General features: G+C 39.6%; 21 protein-coding genes. 11 read left to right on the top strand and 10 right to left on the bottom strand.

Annotated features, from left to right (window positions below):
* The first annotated feature begins 23 nt into the window (after positions 1-23).
* Genes HWV00_RS10555 through HWV00_RS10540 form a run of 4 tightly spaced genes read left to right on the top strand, consistent with a single transcriptional unit; the run spans position 24 to position 4,882 of the window.
* Positions 24-509 (top strand): hypothetical protein, encoded by a 486-nt coding sequence (locus HWV00_RS10555; RefSeq protein ID WP_211680990.1) that lies wholly within the window; start codon positions 24-26, stop codon positions 507-509.
* A 2-nt stretch (positions 510-511) separates the two neighbouring features.
* Positions 512-1,981, top strand: a complete 1,470-nt coding sequence (locus HWV00_RS10550; protein WP_211680988.1) for a GNVR domain-containing protein — start codon at positions 512-514, stop codon at positions 1,979-1,981.
* Complete coding sequence (locus HWV00_RS10545; RefSeq protein ID WP_211680986.1) at positions 1,965-3,026, top strand: glycosyltransferase; 1,062 nt, start codon at positions 1,965-1,967, stop codon at positions 3,024-3,026. Before HWV00_RS10550 ends, HWV00_RS10545 begins: the two co-directional genes overlap by 17 nt.
* A 2-nt stretch (positions 3,027-3,028) precedes the next feature.
* Complete coding sequence (locus HWV00_RS10540) at positions 3,029-4,882, top strand: sugar transferase (RefSeq protein WP_211680984.1); 1,854 nt, start codon at positions 3,029-3,031, stop codon at positions 4,880-4,882.
* A gap of 9 nt (positions 4,883-4,891) precedes the next feature.
* Here the strand turns inward: HWV00_RS10540 and HWV00_RS10535 are convergent, their stop codons facing one another.
* The 3 genes from HWV00_RS10535 to HWV00_RS10525 are packed head-to-tail and all read right to left on the bottom strand — an operon-like array spanning position 4,892 to position 10,331.
* Positions 4,892-6,229 (bottom strand): CsiV family protein, encoded by a 1,338-nt coding sequence (locus tag HWV00_RS10535; RefSeq protein WP_211680982.1) that lies wholly within the window; start codon positions 6,227-6,229, stop codon positions 4,892-4,894.
* Positions 6,226-9,702 (bottom strand): transcription-repair coupling factor, encoded by a 3,477-nt coding sequence (gene mfd, locus HWV00_RS10530; protein WP_211680980.1) that lies wholly within the window; start codon positions 9,700-9,702, stop codon positions 6,226-6,228. Before mfd ends, HWV00_RS10535 begins: the two co-directional genes overlap by 4 nt.
* Positions 9,703-9,725: 23 nt before the next feature.
* Entirely contained in the window at positions 9,726-10,331 is a 606-nt protein-coding gene (locus HWV00_RS10525) for a hypothetical protein (RefSeq protein ID WP_211680978.1), read from the bottom strand.
* 218 nt (positions 10,332-10,549) lie between these two features.
* Between HWV00_RS10525 and HWV00_RS10520 the strand changes: the two genes are divergently transcribed.
* From HWV00_RS10520 to lolE, 3 genes are read left to right on the top strand one after another with little or no spacing between them, the layout of a single operon-like run.
* Positions 10,550-11,776 (top strand): lipoprotein-releasing ABC transporter permease subunit, encoded by a 1,227-nt coding sequence (locus HWV00_RS10520; RefSeq protein WP_211680975.1) that lies wholly within the window; start codon positions 10,550-10,552, stop codon positions 11,774-11,776.
* Positions 11,769-12,485 carry a lipoprotein-releasing ABC transporter ATP-binding protein LolD gene (lolD, locus tag HWV00_RS10515; protein ID WP_211680973.1) on the top strand — a complete coding sequence of 239 codons (717 nt, stop codon included), beginning with the start codon at positions 11,769-11,771 and terminating at the stop codon, positions 12,483-12,485. Before HWV00_RS10520 ends, lolD begins: the two co-directional genes overlap by 8 nt.
* The gene (gene lolE / locus HWV00_RS10510) at positions 12,485-13,732 is read left to right on the top strand and encodes a lipoprotein-releasing ABC transporter permease subunit LolE (protein ID WP_211680971.1); all 1,248 of its coding nucleotides are present in this window, start codon (positions 12,485-12,487) and stop codon (positions 13,730-13,732) included. Before lolD ends, lolE begins: the two co-directional genes overlap by 1 nt.
* Before the next feature lie 92 nt (positions 13,733-13,824).
* Here lolE and HWV00_RS10505 read toward each other — a convergent pair whose 3' ends face one another.
* The gene (locus HWV00_RS10505; protein ID WP_211680969.1) at positions 13,825-14,343 is read right to left on the bottom strand and encodes a DUF2062 domain-containing protein; all 519 of its coding nucleotides are present in this window, start codon (positions 14,341-14,343) and stop codon (positions 13,825-13,827) included.
* 28 nt (positions 14,344-14,371) lie between these two features.
* Here HWV00_RS10505 and HWV00_RS10500 point away from each other — a divergent pair, with 28 nt between their 5' ends.
* Both HWV00_RS10500 and HWV00_RS10495 read left to right on the top strand, forming a co-directional pair.
* On the top strand, positions 14,372-15,955 hold the full coding sequence (locus HWV00_RS10500; protein ID WP_255554480.1) for a ComEC/Rec2 family competence protein: 1,584 nt from the start codon (positions 14,372-14,374) through the stop codon (positions 15,953-15,955).
* A gap of 13 nt (positions 15,956-15,968) precedes the next feature.
* The gene (locus HWV00_RS10495; protein ID WP_211680967.1) at positions 15,969-16,316 is read left to right on the top strand and encodes a hypothetical protein; all 348 of its coding nucleotides are present in this window, start codon (positions 15,969-15,971) and stop codon (positions 16,314-16,316) included.
* A 51-nt stretch (positions 16,317-16,367) separates the two neighbouring features.
* On the opposite strand, the gene HWV00_RS10490 is transcribed toward HWV00_RS10495, so the two are convergent.
* From HWV00_RS10490 to HWV00_RS10480, 3 genes are all read right to left on the bottom strand, one after another.
* A complete protein-coding gene (locus HWV00_RS10490; RefSeq protein ID WP_211680965.1) occupies positions 16,368-17,273 on the bottom strand; it encodes a TIGR01777 family oxidoreductase in 906 nt (301 codons plus the stop codon).
* A 170-nt stretch (positions 17,274-17,443) separates the two neighbouring features.
* Positions 17,444-18,922: a glycosyltransferase family 39 protein gene (locus tag HWV00_RS10485; protein ID WP_211680963.1), complete on the bottom strand. Its 1,479-nt coding sequence runs from the start codon at positions 18,920-18,922 to the stop codon at positions 17,444-17,446.
* 7 nt (positions 18,923-18,929) lie between these two features.
* A complete protein-coding gene (locus tag HWV00_RS10480; protein ID WP_211680961.1) occupies positions 18,930-19,976 on the bottom strand; it encodes a glycosyltransferase family 2 protein in 1,047 nt (348 codons plus the stop codon).
* Positions 19,977-20,125: 149 nt separating this feature from the next.
* On the opposite strand from HWV00_RS10480, the gene HWV00_RS10475 reads away from it, so the two are divergent.
* Positions 20,126-20,800 (top strand): response regulator transcription factor, encoded by a 675-nt coding sequence (locus HWV00_RS10475; protein WP_211680959.1) that lies wholly within the window; start codon positions 20,126-20,128, stop codon positions 20,798-20,800.
* Between the two features lie 23 nt (positions 20,801-20,823).
* Complete coding sequence (locus HWV00_RS10470) at positions 20,824-22,077, top strand: HAMP domain-containing sensor histidine kinase (RefSeq protein ID WP_211680957.1); 1,254 nt, start codon at positions 20,824-20,826, stop codon at positions 22,075-22,077.
* Positions 22,078-22,085: 8 nt separating this feature from the next.
* Here HWV00_RS10470 and HWV00_RS10465 read toward each other — a convergent pair whose 3' ends face one another.
* From HWV00_RS10465 to HWV00_RS10455, 3 genes are all read right to left on the bottom strand, one after another.
* The gene (locus tag HWV00_RS10465; RefSeq protein WP_211680955.1) at positions 22,086-22,478 is read right to left on the bottom strand and encodes a GtrA family protein; all 393 of its coding nucleotides are present in this window, start codon (positions 22,476-22,478) and stop codon (positions 22,086-22,088) included.
* Between the two features lie 129 nt (positions 22,479-22,607).
* Complete coding sequence (locus HWV00_RS10460; protein ID WP_211680953.1) at positions 22,608-23,081, bottom strand: NYN domain-containing protein; 474 nt, start codon at positions 23,079-23,081, stop codon at positions 22,608-22,610.
* Positions 23,082-23,110: 29 nt separating this feature from the next.
* Positions 23,111-23,569, bottom strand: a complete 459-nt coding sequence (locus tag HWV00_RS10455; RefSeq protein WP_211686499.1) for a YaiI/YqxD family protein — start codon at positions 23,567-23,569, stop codon at positions 23,111-23,113.
* Positions 23,570-23,571 lie beyond the last annotated feature (2 nt).

The raw sequence follows: 23,571 nt of genomic DNA, 5'->3' as shown, positions 1-23,571 counted from the left end.
AATAATGGTGTTGGGAGAATAATATGAAGGGATTTATTCACTTAAAGCTTACTCGAATTCAACTATTGTGCATGCCGTTAGTTTTATTGTATGGGTGTGCAAGCTCGCCGACGGTTATACCTATGGCAATGGCTGGAATAACATTAGCCTCAGTACCAGAGACATCTGTATTGATTGAACCGAGAAAACTAAATTTTGTTTTTGAATATAAACAAGTAGCGCTCTCTCGTGAGCAACGTAATAAATTGCTTTATCTTTACGATTGGCAGTCGGGAGCGATAATAACCTACGGAAAAGCAAAAGCTGAAAACGATTATTCAGGCTTATCTATTGGGCATCAACGCGCACAAGCTGTTATTAAAGCTCTCAGTAAGAATCAAGAGATCATTCAAATAAAGTATGACCCTAAGCTAATTGCTGATTCCGTAGTGATAGAAGAGAAGGTTATTCAAGATACGCATATAACAACTAGCAAGTCAGCAGGCTTACTTGAAAGCACAAGGTTGTAGGTATGGGTACTATAATATGGGGTAATATTTATCGATTTATCGAGATCATGTGGCGCAGACGTTATTATCTCGGTGTTTCTATTATATTAACGGTTTTGATTACGACGTTAGTGAGCGTAATGACCCCTAAGCGCTATGATGCGCATACATCTGTTTTGGTTCAGGAAAGTGCGCTATTGAACCCATTTTTAGAAGATCTTTCGGTATCTTTTAATCTTGAGTATCGGATGGTTGCTTTACGGGTATTGGTACATAGTAGGCATATTCTTTCTACTGTTGCAGAGCAAAATCAGTTGATAGACAGTAACAGTAGTTATCGAGAAAAAGATTTGATCGTTGAGCAACTTTCAGATGCAATCACATTAACTTTATCTGGTACTGATTTGGTGGTTATATCTTTGAGTTGGGATGATCCAACCCAAATGGAATCTATTCTGACCTCAGTGAGTGAATTATTTATTGAGAGTTTAATGGCGCCGAGTAGAGCGTCAATTGTCTCATCAGAGAAGTTCTTGCTTGCTCAATTAGAGTTGAGACGTGAAAAGCTCGAGACAGCGGAAGAGAAAATGGCGGATTTTCGTCGTAAACATCTCGGTGTGCTACCCGAATTATTTATTCAAAACAACCAAACATTATTTTCAATATTTAGTGAGATCAGAAATAAAGATATCGAACTATCGGGTGCTTATGGGCAGTTAAATAGTTTAAAACTTAAATTAGCGCAAACAAACCCTGTCATAGGTGTTGTTGAGGAACAAATCGTTTCAGCTGAGGCTAAATTATCATTACTAAAAGCAAGCTACACGAGTAATCATTCAAAGGTACAGTCTGTTGAATTACAGCTAAATAATTTAAAAAACGAACAAAAAAAATTACTGAGTAAAAATGTAGCGTTAACAGAGGCGCAATTAAAGCAATTGTGGAACCTAGCATCCGTTGTCGACAGTAATGATAGTGAAGGTAAAGTACCCTCATTACTATTGTCTCAATTAGAGAATCTTCAATCGTCTCAGTCGCGTGTGATTCAATTAGAAAACGAAATCGCGATGTTACGCCAACAGTCAAAACGTTTAACAAACAATGTCGCAATGGAAGCGGATGTAGCTAAAGAGTTGAGTGCGCTGCAGCGGGATCTAACCGTGAATACTAAGTTATATCATGACCTTTTAAATCGACATGAAATGGCGAAAGTGACAGGGGAGTTAGGTCGACATGAAGAGCCTGAAAAAATTAAAGTCATTGATAGACCCTTTACGCCGGGGTACCCATCTAATTTAGCGCTCTCTATTTATATCGTTATTGGTATATTCGCTGGTATCGCTGGCGGTATTGGTTTGGCTGTGATTGTAGAGTTGTTAGACGATACGTTATGGCATATAAAAAAGGTAAAAGTGTTTGATGATATTGATATTATCGCGCGATTGCCTTCGATTGGTTATGAAAAGGATGTCGAAGATGAAAGTCATGGTTGAAATAATCCAGCATTTAAAGCCGGGTGGAATCGAAAAATTAGTACTTGATATCATGCGATTACAAGACGCTGATATTAAAGTATATATCGTTGCATTAGAAGGGGACGAAGCGACATGTTTAGCGCATTGGCCTGCATTAAAACGTTATCATGATAGGCTTATTTTTCTAGATAAAAAACCGGGGTTTAAATTAGCGACAGTCAGACGTTTGCGTAAAATATTAAGAACGTTAGAAGTTGATATTATACATACGCATCATATTGGCCCTTTGCTTTATGGCGGGATGGCAGTACTCAAATCGACAAATATACAACATATTCACACGGAACATGACGCATGGCATTTACTCGATAATAAACAACTACAGATGACCAAGTTAATGCTCAGATTGAATCGTATTACCTTAGTTGCAGATGCCTCTACAGTCGGGCTACAGCTGTCTGAAATGCTAGGGTGTACCACAGAGCCTGTTACTATTTTAAATGGTATTGATACCGATAAGTTTTCTCCGAGCTTAAGCCATAAAATATACAAACATAATGCACGCGTATTCAAGGTTGGCTGTGCAGCAAGGCTGGTCACTGAAAAATCGTTAGATATATTGATTCAAGCTGTCGCTAATATACCGAATGTCGAATTATTCATTGCAGGTGACGGTCCAGAGAAAGCTAATCTCCTCAATCTAGTGCAGGAGTTAGACCTGTCTACTAAAGTTAAATTTATAGGTTACACAGATGATATGGTTAGTTTTTATCATCAGCTAGATCTATTTGTACTTACTTCCTCAAATGAGGGACTGCCTTTATCCATATTAGAAGCACAATCTTGCAACGTACCCGTGGTATGTAGTGATGTTGGCGGGGTACATGAGGGCGTATGTAAGGAAACTGGACGATTAATCAAACGACATACGATTAATGAATTTCATATCGCGATTAAAGCGCAGATGAAACGTTGTAGTGAATATCATCCACGTGATTTTATCACTAAAAACTTTGATATTAAGACGATGATCAAAGCTTATAACAAGCTTATTGAGGGGTAGCTATGGACTGGCTTCTGTTTTGTTCGATATTATCGATTAACTTATTTGTATATCATCATTGGGTTTACCCCAAGTTTTTACAATTCTATGCTCGGCGTAGGGTTGTTGAAAATCAACCTGACACATTTAAATCACGTAATTATGTATCGAATGATGTGGATAGTGAGCTTCCTAATATAACCATTGTTATGCCTGTTTATAACGAAGCTAAATTATTAGGTGATAAGCTGACAAACTTGCTGATGCTTGATTATCCAGCGGACAAACTGCGTGTTGTAGTTGGGTTTGATGGGTGCTCGGATGATTCGGTTAAAGTTGCAGAGCAATACAAGTCGCAGTATATGCAGCACGGTATAGACCTTGATTTAGCTGTTGATGAACAAAATCACGGTAAAGTTCATGTCATTAACAAATTACTGATGCGTAATAAATCGACATCAGACATTTTGGTGTTAAGTGATGTTAGTGCGTTAATCTCGATTGATGCGATGCAGATTTTTGCGCACCGCATGGCTGAAGAAGGCGTTGGCGTTGTCACTGGTGATTATCAGTTATATGAACATGGCTCTAAAGGTGAGGCCCACTATTGGAATTACCAGCGTAATATTCGTAAGGCTGAAAGTGCTACAGGCTCTATCATCGGCCCCCCAGGTGCATTATATGCGATTAAAGCGTCATTATTTGAAGAGATTCCCATTGATACGATAAATGATGATTTTGTTTTCCCTATGCTATTAGTGAGTCGTGGTTATCGTGCCGTATTAGATGAGAGAATTTCGATCATTGAAATGGAGGCTACAAGTGAGTCTGATGATTTTTCACGGCGTACACGTATTGGTGCTGGTAATGTACAGCAGGTGTTAAGACTTCGAAGTCTGCTGTCATCGCGTTATGGCTTAACGGGGTTTAATTTTTTTAGTGGTAAATTCTTGAGAACATTAATGCCATTTAATTTACTGGCTTTATTTGTATTCACATCTTTTTTAACAAATAGTGAAACCGCTATTATTGCAAACACTGCTTGGTTTTTATGGTTGAGTCAATGTTGTTTGTATGGTGGTTCGGCGTTAGGGTTATTGTTTGATTTTGTACCAGTACGACAACCTTGGGCTTCACTTTATTATATCGCGGTAGGGTATATGGCAAGTTTCTATGGTGGCGTTCGTTATCTTTTTGGTTTAGACCGTGGCGCGTGGATAAAAATAAACTCGGATCAAGCGACTGCCGATTTTCAGAAAAAAAGCGTCGTGATTCCGAAACGACTATCCGATATTATCATATCAATCGTGGCATTATTTATTATTGCTCCTTTTGTTCCATTCATAGCACTCGCGATTAAATTGAATTCTAAAGGCCCTGTTTTTTATCGACAATTACGCGTAGGTGAAATACGGAATGAGTATGTTGAAGTCTTTATGCTCATTAAATTCAGAACTATGGGTGTTGAATGTGAAACAAAATCAGGTCCTGTTTGGGCTCAAAAACAGGATTCGAGGGTGACGTCAGTTGGCCGATTCTTACGTAAAACGAGAATCGATGAGTTACCTCAACTTGTTAATGTGTTATTAGGTGATATGGCGATTGTCGGCCCAAGACCTGAACGCCCTGTATTTTGTGGTAAGTTAGAAGAGAAGATCCCTTATTATCTAGAGCGTACGCATGGTGTTAGACCCGGTATTACAGGGTTAGCACAAATATCTCAAGGCGCAGATACTTGTTTAGAGGATGTGCAGAATAAACTATATTGGGATCATACATATGCTTTAAACCTAACCAGTTTTGGTAGTTGGATTAAAGCAGATGTAATCATTATATTACGCACCTTTTTAACGATGGTTTCATTTAAAGGTAACTAATATCGAACCCTATTGAGTCGCCTCTTCCTCTGTTACTTCTGGCATTGGCGGTTCATATTTTCTTATTTGAATTAACATGCCAAACATAGGGTGGTCGAGGTAGTGGATCTCTCCACTACGAATTACACGCAATTGCTGCATTGGATAGCTATTTAAGAAAGGTATTTTTTTACCTTGTGGTAACGCGTTATCGTCTGCTAGTACTAAGCCATCTTCAGTGAGAACTTGCTCAGGAACGACTTCATCAATAACAAAATTCTCAGCTTCAGCTTGTGCGTTCGCTAATAGAATATCTTGATGATTAGCTTGTTTAGGCTCTAAATGAATGCCCAATAACTCAAGTAAGTCCACTTTCTCAATATTCGTCGCGACTTCTTTATTCATTGACTTACTTGTGATCATTTCAGGCGCAGTAAGTGTTTTAGTACCTTCTTTGCGAACAAATAAGTCTGTCTTTGCATAAAGATAATGTTCGAGATAAATAGTTAACTCACCATCTATCTTCCAAACCGGAGTTGCTGCTTCTGCTGGAACGTTGTCTACTACAACTGTCTCTACTACAGTTTCAGCATTCGTTGTTTTTATCACGATACCGTCATTGATAGTTGCTGCATTATCAAGGTCAATCACATTGTTGGCACTATCAACGTTGTTAATACTTGCTAAGTCTTCCGTGATTACAGACGCTTCAACAGGCAATACTTTTTTGATGATGGCATCACCATTTTGCTTGTAAGATTGTTGGTAATTTTGGCCAGCAAACAGGCGAATTGGTATTGCAGCGTTACGTGCTTTAGGCTGCATACGCCATGCAGTGTGCAAAACAACATTGTAGTTGGCGTGATCGTTTAATGCTGTAAATTGTTCTGCAAGTTGTAATTCATTTGCAGGCACGATCTGTAGAGCAGGATCTTTTATGTTATCTTTTAAGTTAGCGCCATCAATTACAACGTTGGTTGCTGTAATTAAATTAGCATCTTTATTTTGATCATGTGAAACAAGGTTATCTTGGTCAGAACCAAAGACTGGGAGCGTATCACTACCGTCAATAAGCGTCGGCTGTACACCATTTACATTGCTGGTTAAAGCTTGTTCATAACTGTTGTCGGTACCATTTGGCGTAATTAAATTATCATTGTTAATGAATAATGCCATCGGGTCTTTATTCTTTTTAGAATACGTCGGGTATAAAGACTGATCCCAATGTTCGATCACTTTAGCTGGATCCAGATTACGCTCGAATAAAATGACTTCGACTTCAAACCAACGTTCTTCTTCTGCAGCACTTACTGCAAAAGAACTGCCAACAGATAAGCCGACTAATAAACTGATTAACGATTTTTTCAACGTTTAACTCCTGCAATCTTATTTTTTGCAAATTCAACTAGCATTGCTTCTACTAATTTTACACGATCTTTTGCATCCGGTGATTTGATTGCAAACTTCAATTTTGATGGTCCATCCATGCTATATACACGTGGTTGTTGCTGGATAAGACGAATGAGATAACCCACATCAACCTGATTATCTTCTCCAAAGCTAATATATCCACCAGCGGGACCGATTTCAAGTCGTTTAATACCTAAAGGCTCAGCTTGTAGTTTTAACTCGGTTTGACGAATCAAATTTTTAGCATTGTCGGGTAATAAACCAAAACGATCAATTAGTTCTACTTGAACTTCACGTAGTTGTAATTCATCTTGGCAACTTGCGATGCGCTTATACAATGATAATCGTGTATTGACGTCATGGATGTAATCATCGGGTAATAGTGCTGGTATACGTAGCTCTATTTCAGTCTGATTTTTGAGTGCTTCTTCAAGAGAAACCGATTTACCTTCTTTAATACTTTTCACTGCTTGGTCTAACATTTCCATATACAGCGAGAAGCCAACAGATGATATTTGGCCGCTTTGTTCATCACCCAGTAATTCACCGGCACCACGGATCTCAAGATCGTGTGTTGCGAGCGTAAAACCAGCACCGAGATCTTCAAGAGAAGCAATTGCTTCAAGACGTTTTTTCGCATCACTGGTGATACGTTTCGGGTGTGGTGTTAATAAATAGGCATAAGCTTGATGATGCGAACGACCCACACGTCCTCGTAATTGGTGAAGCTGTGCTAAACCGAGGTTGTCTGCGCGGTCCATAATAATCGTGTTAGCAGTGGGAATGTCGATACCGGTTTCAATAATAGTAGTACACACTAATACATTAAAACGCTGATGGTAAAAATCTGACATCACGGATTCTAATTCGCGTTCTGCCATTTGACCATGAGCGCTAACAACACGCGCTTCAGGAATAAGCTGTGAAAGCGCTTCGGCCGTTTTATCGATAGAATCTACATTGTTATGTAAGAAGTAAACTTGGCCACCACGCATAATCTCACGCATGATCGCTTCTTTAACAACATTATCCTCATACTGGCGGACAAAGGTTTTAACGGCTAAACGTTTTGCTGGTGGTGTGGCAATGATAGATAAATCACGCATGCCATTCATCGCCATGTTTAAGGTTCTTGGAATTGGCGTTGCGGTTAACGTTAGAATATCAATGTCGGCACGCAGGGCTTTTACTTTTTCTTTTTGGCGAACACCAAAGCGGTGCTCTTCATCAATAATAAGCAAACCAAGATCGTTAAATTCAATTTTATTACTGAGAAGTTTATGTGTACCGATCAGTAGGTCAACTTTACCCGCTTGGACATCGGCTAAAATAAGCTTTTGTTCTTTTGCTGTTTTAAAGCGAGAGATAACCTCAACACGCACAGGCCAGTTAGCAAAACGGTCTTTGAAATTTTCAAAGTGTTGCTGAGCAAGTAGAGTAGTCGGAACGAGAACGGCAACTTGTTTGTCATTCATGATCGACATGAATGCAGCACGCATTGCGACTTCTGTTTTACCAAAGCCTACGTCACCACACACCAAACGGTCCATGGTCTTGTCTTGACGCATATCGTCCATAACGGCTTGAATGGCTGTTTTCTGATCATCGGTTTCTTCATATGGGAAGCCGTCAGCAAAAGCAGCGTAAGACTCTTTATCACATTTGTATTGGAAACCACTTTTTGCAGCTCGTTGTGCGTAAATATCCAATAGCTCTGCAGCAACATCACGAACGCGCTCCATTGCTTTTGTCTTGGATTTTTCCCAACTATCACTACCAAGCTTATGTAAAGGCGCTGATGCTTCACCGGCACCGCTATAACGGCTGATAAGGTGTAAGGCTGACACGGGCACATAGAGTTTTGCGGAGTTCGCGTATTCTAGCGTTAAGAACTCCGTCGCCATACCTGCATTTTCGATGATCTGTAGGCCTAAATAGCGACCAACACCATGTTCTATATGAACAACGGGCTGGCCAATACTGAGTTCTGTTAAGTTTCTAACCAGCGCATCGTTATTCGCTTGTACTTTTTTGTCGGTACGGCGACGTTGAATGATCTTGTGACCAAGCAATTCATTTTCACAAATTATCGCGACATTAAGATCGTCAATAATGAAGCTATTTTCACATTGGCTAACCCAAATACCGATAGCAGGTTTCGTTTTCAGAAATTTAGCGATACCTGTGATTGTTTTTGGCTTTAATTTGGTTTTTTCAAGTAACTCTAATAATGTTTCGCGTCGACCTTCAGATTCAACACTAAAAATAATTTTGCCGTCGAACGCTTCAATAAATTCAAGCAGTGGGGCAAGGGGGGCTTTTTTCTGATGATTGACCGCAATGTCTGGTAACGTGCTAAAGCTAAGGTTGGTATGACCGGCTTTGTCGTTCAGTGATTCTGTACTTAAACTGACTTTACTGTACTGCCCCAGAGATTGAAAGAGCTCGTCAACTGGTAGATACAGCGCTTTTGGTTCGAGTAATGGCCGCTGAATATCATGACGGCGATCTTCGTAGCGATTTTCAACATCTTGGAAAAATACAAGCGATGCTTGGTGTAACTCGCCAACTTGCGCGATCGTTAACTGCTTCGGCAAGTAATCAAATAGCGTTGCTGTTTCAGTTAAGAAAAGCGGGTGGTAATACTCGATACCGGTAGGTAAGAAACCTTTGCTTACTTGCTGATAAATTGATTCAGCTTCACGAGAAGGGGTGAATAACTCTCTGAATTGCTGACGGAATAATTCAATTGCTTTACCGTCTGTTGGAAATTCATGTGCAGGTAGTAGATTAATCGCTTTAAGCGTGTCTTCTGAACGCTGTGTTTCGGTATTAAAACCGCGGATTTCTTCCACTTCATCATCAAAAAAATCGATTCTAAAAGGTGATGGGCTGCCCATCGGATATAAATCAAGAATTGACCCACGGGCAGAGAATTCACCATGCTCTAATACTTGTTCTACCGCATTATAGCCGCTAGCCTCTAAGCGTTGACGCATTGCATGCATATCAATCTTATCGCCAGTTTTGACAATCAAGCTATGTTGAGCCAAAAAGCTTACGGGCGCAATACGCTGCATCAATGTACTTACTGAGACAATAATCAGGCCGCTGGTGGTTTGTTGAAAACGGTGTAGGGCATGAATACGTTGCGAGATAATATCTTGATGAGGAGAGAAATTATCATAAGGCAATGTTTCCCAGTCAGGGAAGGTGATCAGAGGTTTGTCATCGGGTAAAAAATGACGCACCTCTTGTTCTAACTTTAATGCGCTTGGCGTGTCGGCGACAACCGCAAGAATAGGCGTTTTAGTTTGTGAACACAGCTCTGCAAGTGTGAATGCGAGGCTACTGCCAACAAGGTTACCATAGGCGATCTTATCGCCTTGTTTTTTTGGTAACGGTAGAGAAAGAATAGCTGTTGATTTCATAGTTTTCAGTAATCTAATCGTAATTATTGAGGATTGATTTGTTGGTCGTCTTGTTGACCATTCTGCTGGCGTAATTCAGCGCGTTGCTTTAGCTGTAACTGTTGAATACGCAATGTCGCACGGATTAATATTTCTCGGTCTATGTCGCGAATTCGTGTATACGACGCGGTATACTCAATGAGGTTTTCATCGCCTTCTTGTGTTTCACGTGCCGAGATAGTGCCGTAACAATAGATAGCCGCTGAGTCGCTAGGTAAAAAGATTTTTATACGGACGGCTTGCTCTAATGTTAAGTTGTCATGGGCGATAAATTTGATTTCGCCGGCACCAAATAAGGTGGTATTAAAACGTGATTCAGGGTTATCTTGTTGTGCTAATACATAACCCATGATCAAGTTTATTTTGTTATTTTGCATCTGTAAAAAATCAGCCAGCGCGTCAGCTTGTTCTCCGATATTTCGAATTGAACGTAAAGCATTACTATCGATTTCAGCGACATCATTGGCCATTTTAAATGGAATTGGCATTTCGTTTTCAAGTGCCAGTCTAGATGTGGGGACGTGATCAATAGAAACAGGTTCAATATTGACAGATAAACTGTGTTGTATAGAAAAATATTGTTGAGTCACTTGTTGTCATCCTTTTCTAGATTGCTAACCTGCTATTGTGGCATATTAATTTGCATTTATCTTGTTTAGTTTATTGGTTGACTCTTTTAAGGCGCTGTTTTAAACCAGAATAACTAATCGATCACAAGTTGATGTGAAGGCGTGATTTTACTTGCTCATTAGTAGCCATGTCTCTAGAATGAATACCAGTTTTTAGCAAGGTCTTCTTAATTATATTTATGTATTACCCTCTAAGTTTATTCATAGGTTTGCGTTATACCCGCTCTAAGCGCAATAACCGGTTTGTTTCATTCATTACCTTATTCTCGACAGCTGGCATTACCATTGGTGTATTGGCGTTGATTACAGTGCTTTCGGTAATGAATGGTTTTGAGCAAGATCTTAAAACCCGTATTCTGGGTGCAGTTCCTCATGTGATTGTCACACCAAAAGTCGGTGAGATAGATACCGATAAAAGTTTGGTTGAATTAGCCAAAGATCCGTTAGTCGCCGCCGTGACCCCCTTCTTGCAAGCCGATGCGATGGTGCAAAGTAAGAGTCAGATCCAAGGTGCACAGTTGCAAGGTATTGACCCCGCATCTTACCCTGAGTGGGATGTCATACGCCAGAACATGCTTATCGGTGATATTTCATTATTACAACGGGGTAAATACAACATCATTATAGGTCGTAGTATGGCAAAGTCGCTGAGTGTTAAGTTAGGTGATAAAGTCAGACTTATTTCGACGAAGGGCAGCGTCTTTACGCCAATGGGCCGAGTGCCTAGCCAGCGTAAGTTTACTGTTATTGGGATATATTCGGTTGGTTCTAATGTTGAAGCTACACAAGTATTGGTGAATATTACCGATGCGGGTCGATTAGCGCGTATAAAAGCGGGCAGTCCAATGCAACATCGTGTGTTTGTACATGATCCGTTTTCGGTTAACGAACTATCGTCGCGTGATTTCTTCTCCAGTTTTGATTCGGTAGATTGGCAAACCGCACGTGGCGAATTGTTCCAAGCAGTGAAAATGGAAAAGAACATGATTGGCTTGTTATTGTTCTTAATTATCACGGTTGCCGTATTTAATATTCTGTCGTCTTTAGTCATGTTAGTGACAGAGAAAGAAACAGATGTCGCAATCATGAAAACACTCGGTATGAACAGACCTACGATTGTTCAAATATTTATGATCCAAGGCGCTTGGACAGGTGTGTTAGGGGCGATTGCTGGTGGCATTATGGGCATTGCACTTGCAGCGAACCTTAACGAGTTCATGTCACTGATTGGTCTAAACTTGCTAGCCCAAGCATCGGGTGGCGCTCGACTATTACCTGTTTTATTTGATTGGTCGCAGATCGCGGCAATTATCTTCGGTGCGATTGCATTAAGTCTACTCGCAACACTTTATCCTGCATTTAGAGCGGCAAATGTTAAACCTGCCGAGGCATTACGTTATGAATAATTCTTTATTAGTTTGCAACAATCTCGAAAAAGTTTATCAAGAAGGTAACCTTGATACCCACGTATTAAAAAATGTGTCATTGACGGTCGAAAAAGGGGAGTTGATTGCGATTGTTGGTCGCTCTGGCTCAGGTAAAAGCACGCTATTACATTTGATGGGGGCGTTAGATACGCCAACCGCAGGGGCTGTACATCTTAACGGTGTTAATATACATAGTATGTCTGAAAAGCAACAAGCGGCTATGCGTAACCAAAACATGGGGTTTGTGTATCAATTTCATCACCTGCTTAATGAGTTTACGGCATTAGAAAATGTATGTATGCCGTTATTGATCGCAGGAATGAAAGTGACGCTTGCAAAGGAAAAAGCCTTAACCATGTTGGAGCGTGTCGGTCTATCGCATCGCGTTGAGCATAAGCCAAGTGAATTGTCTGGTGGTGAACGTCAACGTGTTGCTATTGCACGTGCACTCATTAATGAACCAAACCTTGTTTTAGCGGATGAACCAACGGGTAATTTAGATCAAAGCAGTGCTGAGACCATATTTAATTTGATTAAAGAATTGAATGAAACTTGTGATACAGCATTTATCATCGTGACACATGATGAACAATTAGCGAATAGACTTGGTCGTACGTTACACATGGTTGATGGTGTATTAGCGAATGATGACATTAAGCAGAATAATACTGTTGTGGAGGGTGTGTAATGTTTCGTCCGTTAGCGGCTTATATCGGATTAAGATATACATCGTCTAAGCGTCGTAATGGCTTTATTGCATTCATATCTGCATCATCTACGGTTGGTATCGCATTAGGTGTGATGGTACTTATTATTGGTCTTTCTGCGATGAATGGATTTGAGTATGAGCTTAAAAATCGAATCCTAGCGGTTGTTCCTAATGGCGAGCTAGAAGGTGTTAGTAAGCCTTTTGATGACTGGGAAGAAGCACAAACGACATTACTTGAACATCCAGAAGTTGTTGGCGTTGCACCGTTTATCAAATTGAATGGCTTATTACAAAAAGGTAACGCGTTAAAAGCGGTGCAAATGCGTGCGGTTAACAGCGATGCTGAAAAACAAGTATCTGAAGTATATCGTTATGTAGCAGAAGGCTCTTGGGGCAGTCTGAATGATCCAAGTAATAATCGTCAGGTGGTTATTGGCCGCGGTATTGCGAAAGAGTTGAATTTAAGCTTAGGCGATGCGGTTACGGTATTGTTATCTCAGCAATCAGATAAGTCTTTTAAAGCGCCACGTCGTTTTCGCTTTACTGTTTCTGGTATTATTCACCTCAGTGGTCAATTAGACAACAACCTTGCTTACGTTCCTTTAAGTGCAGCGCAAGATATTCAAGGTAAAGCCTTTAAAGCTGATGGTTTGAGTATTAAGGTATCGGATATTTTTGCCGCGAATCGTATTGTCCGTGAAGCAGGTAATAAATTAGGTCATTACGTTTATATACGCAGTTGGATGACGAGTCAGGGCTTTTTATATCAAGATATTCAAATGGTGAAAAGCTTGATGTATGTGATCTTAATACTCGTTATCGCAGTTGCTTGCTTCAATATTGTCACGACCTTGGTGATGGCTGTTAATGATAAACGCGCAGATATTGCGATTTTAAAAACTATGGGTGCATCGAATGCACTACTGCGTTTGATCTTTATTGTGCACGGTGGCATTAACGGTATTCTTGGTGTTGTGTCGGGTACTGTTCTGGGTATTCTTATTTCAGAAAACCTAACTGCGATTATTAAGTTTATTGAAAAATTAATAGGGCATGAGTTCTTATCGGGTGATATCTACTTTATTGATTTCTTACCGTCACAGCTAGCGTTGAATGATGTGCTAATTGTGGGTGGGGTAGCAATGGCAATGAGTGTAATTGCTACGATATATCCTGCGAATAAAGCGTGTTCTGTACAACCTGCGCGTGAATTAGGTAATAAGTAATAACCGATAGCTTGTTGCTTTAAACGTCTAATTTTATATATAAAAAAGGCCACATCACTGATTAAGTGATGTGGCCTTCTCATTTTTACACGTTATTTTGTGCGTGACCCTTTACGTTTCTTCCAAGCATTAATAATTTTCCAACGCCATAACCAGCGAATACTAAAATAACCAAGAATAGAAAAGAATGTACCGGATACAAAACAGCCAAGTAAAAAGGCTGGGCCATATAATGAGATGGCTTGCATTAACCAGTCCATTGTTAACTCAAACGAAAATGGATGAACAGGCACCTGTAATAACCATGCACCTAAAACATAAGTAGCGTAAAACATAGGGGGCATTGTCACAGGGTTTGATAACCACACAAGTGCGACAGATAAAGGCAAGTTAACTCGAAACAGAATAGCAAAACCAGCGGCTAACAACATTTGAAAAGGCACAGGTACAAACGCCATAAAAAGACCTACAGCAAAAGCACCGGCGGCTGAGCGACGATTTAAATGCCAAAGATTTGCGTTGTGTAATAGATCACCAAAGATCTTAAGGTGCTTATGTTCTTTGATAGATTCAGGGTCTGGGAGATATTTTTTAATAAAATTCTTAGGCATAATTCTAATCAATTCTCTGGGGTAAGGAATGACCGTAAAGGGCATACTACTTTCCATTTCCATATTAATAAGTATGTTCTTTGTCGATATTGAGCGCATTCAATATATTACGATAATGACTGTTACTGCCTTTATCTTTTATTACATTAAACTGCCACCTACATTCGTGCTTATATTCGTTGTATTAAGTTGGTCAATTTTATATAAAAATAGCGTAATAAATGAAGCCAATACGTTATTTCAGGGTACGCCATCTCAATACAAGCAAGCACCGATTAAAGTAGCACATGACAATATCATAACAGCTAAGGTAATAACATTAGTAAATAAAAAAAACCTACTTTCGTTTGATGTAAAGGTTATTAAGATCGGTGATGAAGTCTTATCGGCTCTACAACCTACACTCGCATTAAGCTGGCCGTCGGCGGACTATAACTACCCTGGGGAGGTAGGTATAGGTCAAATATGGCGATTTAAAATACGATTGACTAACTCAAATGCCTATTTTGATGAAAATAACATCTCTTCATTTAAATCTCGCTTGTTATCACGACACATTCAATATTCGGGAATGATTAAAAAGGGAGAAATACTTAACTCTAATTTAACTTTTCGAGGGGATTTATACCAAGTGTTTAGGTCTTTATTACCTAGCAAACCGAATCCATTATTATATGCGCTCACATTTGGTGACCGCAGTTATATTACTGACGAACTCTGGTATCAATTTAAGTTATTAGGTATTGGCCATCTCGTTGCTATATCAGGTTTACATATTGGACTTATTTTTGGATTTAGTTTTATTTGTGTACAGGGGTTATTAAGATTATGTCGATGCCAATATTATTTATTCATTAGTTTGTCGTTTGGATTAATGTCTGCGCTGTTTTATGCGTGGATAGCAGGGTTCTCATTACCTGCGTTAAGGGCGATAGTGTTACTGAGTCTTCACTGCTTATATCGGTTTCAACATTATAAAATAACGTTATTGCAAATGTTCTCGACCATGCTAGTCGTTACTTTGTTGTTCGATCCTTTAACGGTTTTTTCAATTAGTTTTTGGTTGTCTTTCTCTGCAATAGCATCTGTGTTTGTGCTGATTTGGCTTATTCAAAAAGAACATATTAATTTATCTGAAAATAACCGTGTTAAATACGTGCTAACACATTGTTATAATAAGTGTAAGCGGGTTTTCTATAGCCAGGTATTATTAACGTTGTTTATATTACCGCTTCAAGCAACTGTGTTTTCAGGGTTTAGTTGGATATCAGTGGTCGTTAACTTGATATTTATACCTGTTTTTAGCGTATTAGTATTACCTGTATTACTCACCGCAGTCATGCTCTTTACTATTGCACCAAGGCTTAGTCAAATTCTAATTCATGTAGTTAATGAACTTTTAAATTTAATTTTACTTGCATGGGAGAAGTTGACTGTTGATGACGTGATTTGGTTTGATTTAGAGGTGTTATCAAGTACCGCGAGCTATCACTACTGTTTAATGATATTTATATTATTGCTTGCCGGATTCATATTTAAACCGTTACGGGTAGCATTTCATTCTTTATCCTTGTTATTATTACCATTATATTTTTATAGTGCGATGAGTTAGGACGGGAACAATCATGAATAAAATCGTTAAGGCAGGGTTATTAGCTGCATTTGTATTTCCCGGTGCCGCACATTGGTGGCTAAAGAAGTATATCATGGCGGCTGTGTTTGCTATTGCTGCCGCATTGCCGCTTTATTACATCATCGACATTACCATGACACAAACGCAGTTAATCGTGGACAAAGTGATGCGCTCTGGTGGCAGCCTTGATTTATATAGTATTAACAACGTGGTGTCACAGCAAATGGCAAGCATTGATACTCAAGATATGCACCTTGCAACACTCGTATTAATTTGTATATGGCTTGTTAATATTTTGGATGCAATGAGACTAGCAAGAAAGGCGGATGCTGAAAGTTAGCATGAACGTGAGCATTTAAACCCCGTCTAATTGCCCATAATATACAGTAAACTAATCATAGATAGCTGCGAATGCTTGCTCTAATGTATCGAAGTGAAAAGTAAAACCGGATTCAAGTAATCGGGTTGGTAATACGCGTTGTCCATAAATAATGAGATCCGATCGTTCACCAAGTAGTAAGCGTAAAATAAGGGTGGGGGTTGTCAAACGTGCTTTTTTCCCAAAACTGGCGGCGAGCTTATGGGAGAATTCGGTGTTGGTCACTGGTGTTGGTGCGGTTAAGTTAAACGTGCCATGCGCTGACTGTTCCTGAAGTAAATAATTGATTGCGGCAACCATATCGTCAATGTGTATCCATGACATGTATTGATCTCCTTTCCCTATCGGCCCTCCAAGTCCTAATTTGAAAGGAAACTCCATTTTTTTTAGTGCACCTTTTTCTTTATCCAGCACAATACCAGTACGTAAGATTATCGTTCTGACTGATGCGCAGGTTGTACGTGCAATTTCCTCCCAGTGTTCACATAGATAACTCGCGTATTCAGGGTAATGTTTTATATGCTTTTCATCAATGGGCGTGTCATCTTGACGACCGTAGGCGCCAATCGCGGAGCCACTAATAAAGACGCTTGGTGTGATTGTTTTTGTGGATATTAAATCTACGAGGTGTTGAGTTGTTTCCCAGCGGCTAGATTCTAGAATATGCTTGTGTTTCGCTGTCCACATTTTATCCATAATGGGAGAGCCTGCTAAATTGATAACAGCGTCAATATGGACCGCGCTGGGTAATTCATGTAGCTGAGAGATAAATTTGATATTGTTACTGGATATATGCGGGAAGATTTTTTTGGCATTACTAATGTCACGGGTTAATACCGTAAAGTCATAATCGGCTTGAAAAGTATTGATGAACGCTTGGCCGATGAAACCTGTGCCGCCCGTTATTAGTATATGCATGATTGTTTCTTCGTTAGTGATACTCCTTTCATTGTAGGTTATTTTAGCTTCTTTTATTACTTTGTTTCAGTGTTCTTTAATAAAAAGCAAGCTAGACGATAAGACTAGCTTGCTTTTTATGTCAATAATACTTAACTGACGCTAACATCGTTATTCTAATATCAATAATGTTAGTTAGCATTACAGAGTACAAGCATGCGTTTCTTTGCTTTTTCAATGATATTACACTGCGGTAAACTGGTTATCAGTAGCGCTGTTTCATTTGATCGTCGAGTGACAAAATAGGTGTCTTTGGTAATTGTTTGTACTGCGACTTCTAATTTCACCTTACGCTCAACGGCTACACCTTTAGAATAAAACTGAGCAGAGAAGGGGCGTTTATCAATATAAATTAATTCTTTATTTTGCGCCTGCTTTGACCATGTTTGCATAAGTCTTTTTTCAGATTGTTTTCCTGTCATTTCAGTTCGTAATAAAATAGCAACAATTAAGATTAATATAGGAGTAATAAGGCCTGTTTTATACACCTTGCTTGAAAGCGGATTATTACGTTGGTATGTCACCATAAGTAACGCGAACGCAGGTAAGCAAGGCATCACATAGCTAGATAGAATATTACCGCTGAATGTGAATAATAATAATGGTGCGAGTAACCAAGCCCATAAGAAGCTCGTGTAATTCAGCTCTGTTGTATCATCGTCTTGCTGTATTTTTGTATCAAGTTTGGTTTTCTTCGTGATTTGTAAACTCTTGATCCATTGATATATGAATATCGGTGTCCAAGGCAGTGCTGAAACAAATGCAAATACCCAAATCGTTCCTTTTATTTCTTTGTGCGCAGTGCCGTATAAATCACCCTGCCAACCGCTGACTAAGAAGCGTTTAACGTGTTCGCCAATAATAAAGTAATTAAGGAAACCTGGAGAAGAGTACTCTGCAATGATGTACCAAGGTAAGCTTGTTGCAAGGAAAAGTGGAATACCTGTAACCCAAGGTAAACTACGGAACATACTCATCCAAGTTTTATTGAACAGTGCCCAAATAAATAAGCTCATGCCAATAAGTACTAATGCTAACGGACCTTTAGCCAGCATGCCTATTGTCAGGCCAATGAAGAATAGATGTCCCCATAATGTCGACTTGTTTTTATAGTTTAGCCAGAATGCAGTCATGCTTAAGGTAATGCCCAGCGTCAATGCTGTATCTGTCATTACAGCACCAGAGACAACAATGAATGTCGCTGTCGTAGCGAGAATACCTGCTGCTAACCATGCCTCTTGTTTACGTTCATCCACATTGCGTGAAGGTATGATACGGTAAGCAAGTAGGGCAACGATGAACAATATTAATCCACCAGCCAATAAATGCGGTAATCTAACGGCAAACTCATTTAAGCCGAATAAATTGATTCCTCCTGCGCTCATCCAAGTGAATAATGGCGGTTTACCCCAAAATGGCACATTGTAGTCGAACATCGGTGTGATCCAATTGCCGGTTTCGGCCATGATCCTTGCCATTTCACCATAGCGTGCTTCGGTTGTATCCATAAGTGGAAAGAAACCGAGGGTGAATAGGCGTATTGCCATCGCGACAACAACGAGTGTTATTGCTATTTGGGTCAGGGATAAACGGTTTAGTGCTTTAAACATGTTACTACTAGCCTTGTTTGAAATTAGAGTTGTGTGCGTGATGACTCGTCTTGTTAAATGCCGAATTAGGTTCTGTTGTTTGCTCATTCATGACAATAAAATTTGGACGTTGTTTTGATTCGATAAATAATCGGCCGACATATTCACCCATTAGTCCTATGGATAATAATTGTATGCCGCCAAGTAATAGCATTACTGTCATCATAGATGGGTATCCTGCCACCGGGTCACCGAAAAATAGCGTTTTACTGACAAGTATGATTGCCATGAGTACCGAGATGATGGATGTAACGAGCCCTGCCGCTGTTGCGATACGCAGTGGCCTAATACTAAAAGAGGTGATTCCCTCGAAAGCAAGATGAACGAGTTTAGAGTAGTTCCACTTTGTAATACCCGCTTGTCGTGCATCACGATCAAACTGGAGGGTACAAGTGTTGAATCCAGGCCAAGATAACAGCCCTTTCATAAAGCGATTACGTTCCGGTAGATTATTAATGACATCAACAACTTTACGGTCGAGTAAACGAAAATCGCCTACATTTTGGGGCATTTCAATATCCGCTAGACGATTAATGACCTTATAAAAGAGGTGTGCCGTAGACCGTTTTAGCCAGTTTTCACCATGGCGTTCTTTACGTTGCATATTGACAACGTCGTAGCCCTTTTCCCATTCATAAATCATTTGTGGGATTAACTCTGGTGGATCTTGTAGATCTGCATCTAAAATGATGACTGCTTTACCTGTTGTGTTCGCCATTCCAGCCGTCATTGCTGCTTCTTTGCCGAAGTTACGGCTTAACTTAATGCTGCGAATTGTGTGGTTAGTTGCGCTGAATGTTATTACTTGTGACCATGATTTATCTGAACTGCCGTCATCCACATATATTACTTCACAAGGGGCTGATAAGTTATCAAGTACCGCTATGACACGTTGATGGCATTCGGTAAGGACTTCATCTTCATTAAAAAATGGGACCACAATTGACAATAATGGGGTCGATGAGTGTTTCGGCCCGTCTTTGTGTTCTGTAATAGAGGTGATACTGGCTGGCATATCAAATTTCCAAACTGGATAACAATAGCGGCAGTCTAGCTAGGACAGTGTAGAATTAATGTTTTCGACATCTTTTTGACATTTTTACATTATTTCGACATGGTTTTTGTCATACTGTGGTTGTATCAATTTAATTGGATTTAGTTTTTATGAAAATATTATTAGTGGAAGATCATCAAGATATCGCGGGCATCATTTTTGATTTTTTCGAGATCAAAGGCTACACAATGGATTATGCGCAAGATGGTGTGCATGGTTATGAACTCGCTAGTAACAATTACTATGATTTAATCATTTTAGATATACAGATGCCGCGTATGGATGGGTTGACGGTTTGCCAAAAATTGCGAGAGCAAGGACTCGATACACCGATCCTTATGTTAACTGCGAGGGATACACGAGAAGATACCTTAGCTGGCTTTGATTGTGGTGCTGATGATTATCTTATCAAACCCTTCGACTTAGACATTTTGGCTGCACGTGTTAACGCGTTACACCGCCGTCGTAGTGGTAAACACACGTCTAAAGTATTAACCTTTAACGAATTATCTCTGGATTTAAAGACACATGTAGCCTCACGTAACGGCTGCAACTTTGAGTTAAACCCGACACAATTCACTATTTTGAAACTACTCATGATGCGCACACCTGAAATTGTGACTAAAGGTGAAATCATTAATGCTATCTGGGGAGAAGATGAGCCTGAAGGTGATATTCTGCGAAGTCATATTTATCAATTACGTAATCAAGTAGATAAACCTTTTAAACATAATTATATAAAAACATTATCTAAGATTGGCTATCAATTGGTTTCGGGCTCATAAGTTAGGTCAATAAGGTTAAGGCAATGGCAAAAGTACGTTCAGCGAAACAACTTACATTCATCTACTTTTCAATTGTTGCATTTGCGATCATCATGATCCACGCAACGGTACTTGATTCAACACTCGAAAGTATTGAAAAATTAAGTATTCAAAATAGATTGTTACTCCAGAAAGAATCGATTATTGAAAAATCGAAAGCGCAATTTCAGGGCCGTGAATTCAAAATTGATGAATTTACGATAGGCTATCTTGATCGTAAAATATTACCTGATCTTGTCGATGATAATATTTATCTTCCTATTGATGAAGCGGTTGAAATTCAGCAGAACAACTCATTGGGAACAGAGTTCTTTTTGATGAAGTTAGCGACATCTGATAACAATGATAAATTCATCTATGTTGTCCATAATGATCCTGCGTTTGAACTTGGTGAAGAAGAGATCATGTGGACGCAATCATGGCAATCACTGATCTCGTTGTTACTATTGCTCGTGACGTTACTGGTTGTTATGCGGATCTCTGAACGACTAACTGCGCCTATTTCATTATTCGCGAAGCAACTGGCTGAACGTTCACCTGATGATACCAGCGATATTGAACTGCCCGAGGGATTAGCGACGAAAGAGTTGTTACAACTTGTTAGTAGCTATAATAAAAATCAGCAACAAAAGAATGCATTAATTGAACGAGAACGCGCTTTCAATCGTATGGCAAGCCATGAATTACGTACACCATTAATGGTTATGAAAGGTGCGACTAATTTATTAGGCTACAGTAATGAACCTGAGTTTATTAAAAAGCAGCAACTTCGTTTACACACAGCAACGAACGAAATGAATGACTTCATTAATGCGCTTTTATCATTAACAAAATCAGAGAAGGATCTGGAGGTATCACAAAGGCAGTTGGATAAAGCCGAGGTTCAGGTAATTGTTGATGCACACAGTGCATTGCTAAATACCAAACCTGTTGTTGTTAATATTGATATTAAGCAAACACCAATAGTCACCATGCCTGAGGTTGCATTAAAACTGTTACTGGGTAATTTATTGAAAAATGCTTTTGTTTGCACAGATAGCGGTGAAGTGGATATTGTTGTTGATAATAATTCGATTGCCGTTGTTGATACTGGGATTGGTCTTTATAAAAAGCAACGTAATGATGGTGGGCACGGGTTAGGTCTATTAATTACCAGAGATATTTGTCGTAAATATCACTGGCAACTCGAACTAAAAAATAATGATGCTGGTGGATGCAGTGCGATTATTTCGTTTTAATCATCCATTTATGATCGATTAAAGACCCAACGGTCAGCAAGTAAGTAGTTAATTAACATACCAAACACGATCCCAGGGATGATGGCGATAACCGCTAGATTCCCTGTGAGTGAAAACCCTGAAACCAATAACCAATAACAAAGTAGGTTAGGGATAGCGCCAAAGCAGGAAGAGCACAAAAATTTACTCCACTCTTGAAATAAACTTGATTCACGTTCTGCTTGTTTTGCCTTAAAGGTAAAGTTCCGATTTAATAACCAGTTGCTGTTTACCGCAAGAAAGAATGCGAGTAGTCGAGCGATGAATAATGGAAATAATGTTGAGAACAAAATCATCGCGGTTAAATCGACGACAAAACCGATGCCACCGACGCAAGCAAATTTAATATATTTGTTATTCATGTTTGATATTCTGTCATCATCGAGAGTGAGTAAATCGAAAAATTATCACTGTCGATGTCGAAAAAACGTGAATAATGAGGTGACCTTAATTTTGTATTACCGCTTCACCGACTATCTTGACGTCTGTATTTACAATAAGAAATCTTCATAAATAGGGTTAAAGACGGACGCACTGTTTATTAATGCATTCGCAGTGAGCGCGGGAACACCATAGACCTCCGCTCTTACTTGATGACGATCCTTGATTGTATCAAGCAGTATAGAGAAATCACCATCACCAGAGAGTAATACAACGGTATCGACTGACTCTGCGACTTCTAGCACATCAATGGTGATACCAACATCCCAATCACCTTTTGCAGTACCATCACTGCGTTGTATAAAGGGTTTTAACTTTACATCAAAGCCAATATGTTTCAACGCATCTTGAAATTTACGCTGCTGATCATCTCCACGATCAATCGCATAAGCATAAGCTGTCACAACATCACCTTGTAATAGTAGGTGTTGCCAGAGTTTACGATAATTAAACTGTCGGCCATAGCTTTGACGAGTCGTATAATAAATATTTTGTACATCAACAAACACCGCAATTTTTTGCACGGGCTATTCCTAAGGTTTGATATTAATGATTATGATGGCTTGTTCGCGTATTTAGCAAGATATTGATCAAGCGCATTACCAAACGCTTGTTTATCCTTTGCGCCTAAAGCTGCTGGTCCACCCGACATTTCACCACTTGCACGCATGGTATCCATAAAGTCACGCATATTTAAGCGTTGGCGAATGTTGCTTAAGGTATATTTTTCGCCACGAGAAGTGATCACATGTGCGCCTTTTTCGATAACTTCTGCAGCCAGCGGAATATCAGAGGTAATAACAAGATCGTCTTTTGCTACTTTTAGGACGATATGGTCATCTGCCACGTCAAAGCCTGCAGGTACTTGCGTCATCGAAATATACGGAGACGCAGGCACGCGGATCCAATGGTTTGCGACTAACACTAAAGGGGCTTTGACACGCACTGCTGCACGAAAGAGTATCTCTTTCATTGGTGTAGGGCACGCATCTGCGTCAACCCAAATAGTAATGT

The sequence above is a fragment of the Moritella sp. 24 genome (assembly GCF_018219155.1).
Lineage (GTDB): Bacteria > Pseudomonadota > Gammaproteobacteria > Enterobacterales > Moritellaceae > Moritella.
The sequence above is the reverse complement of the archived record's forward strand: the minus strand, read 5'-3'. Positions and strand labels throughout refer to the sequence as shown.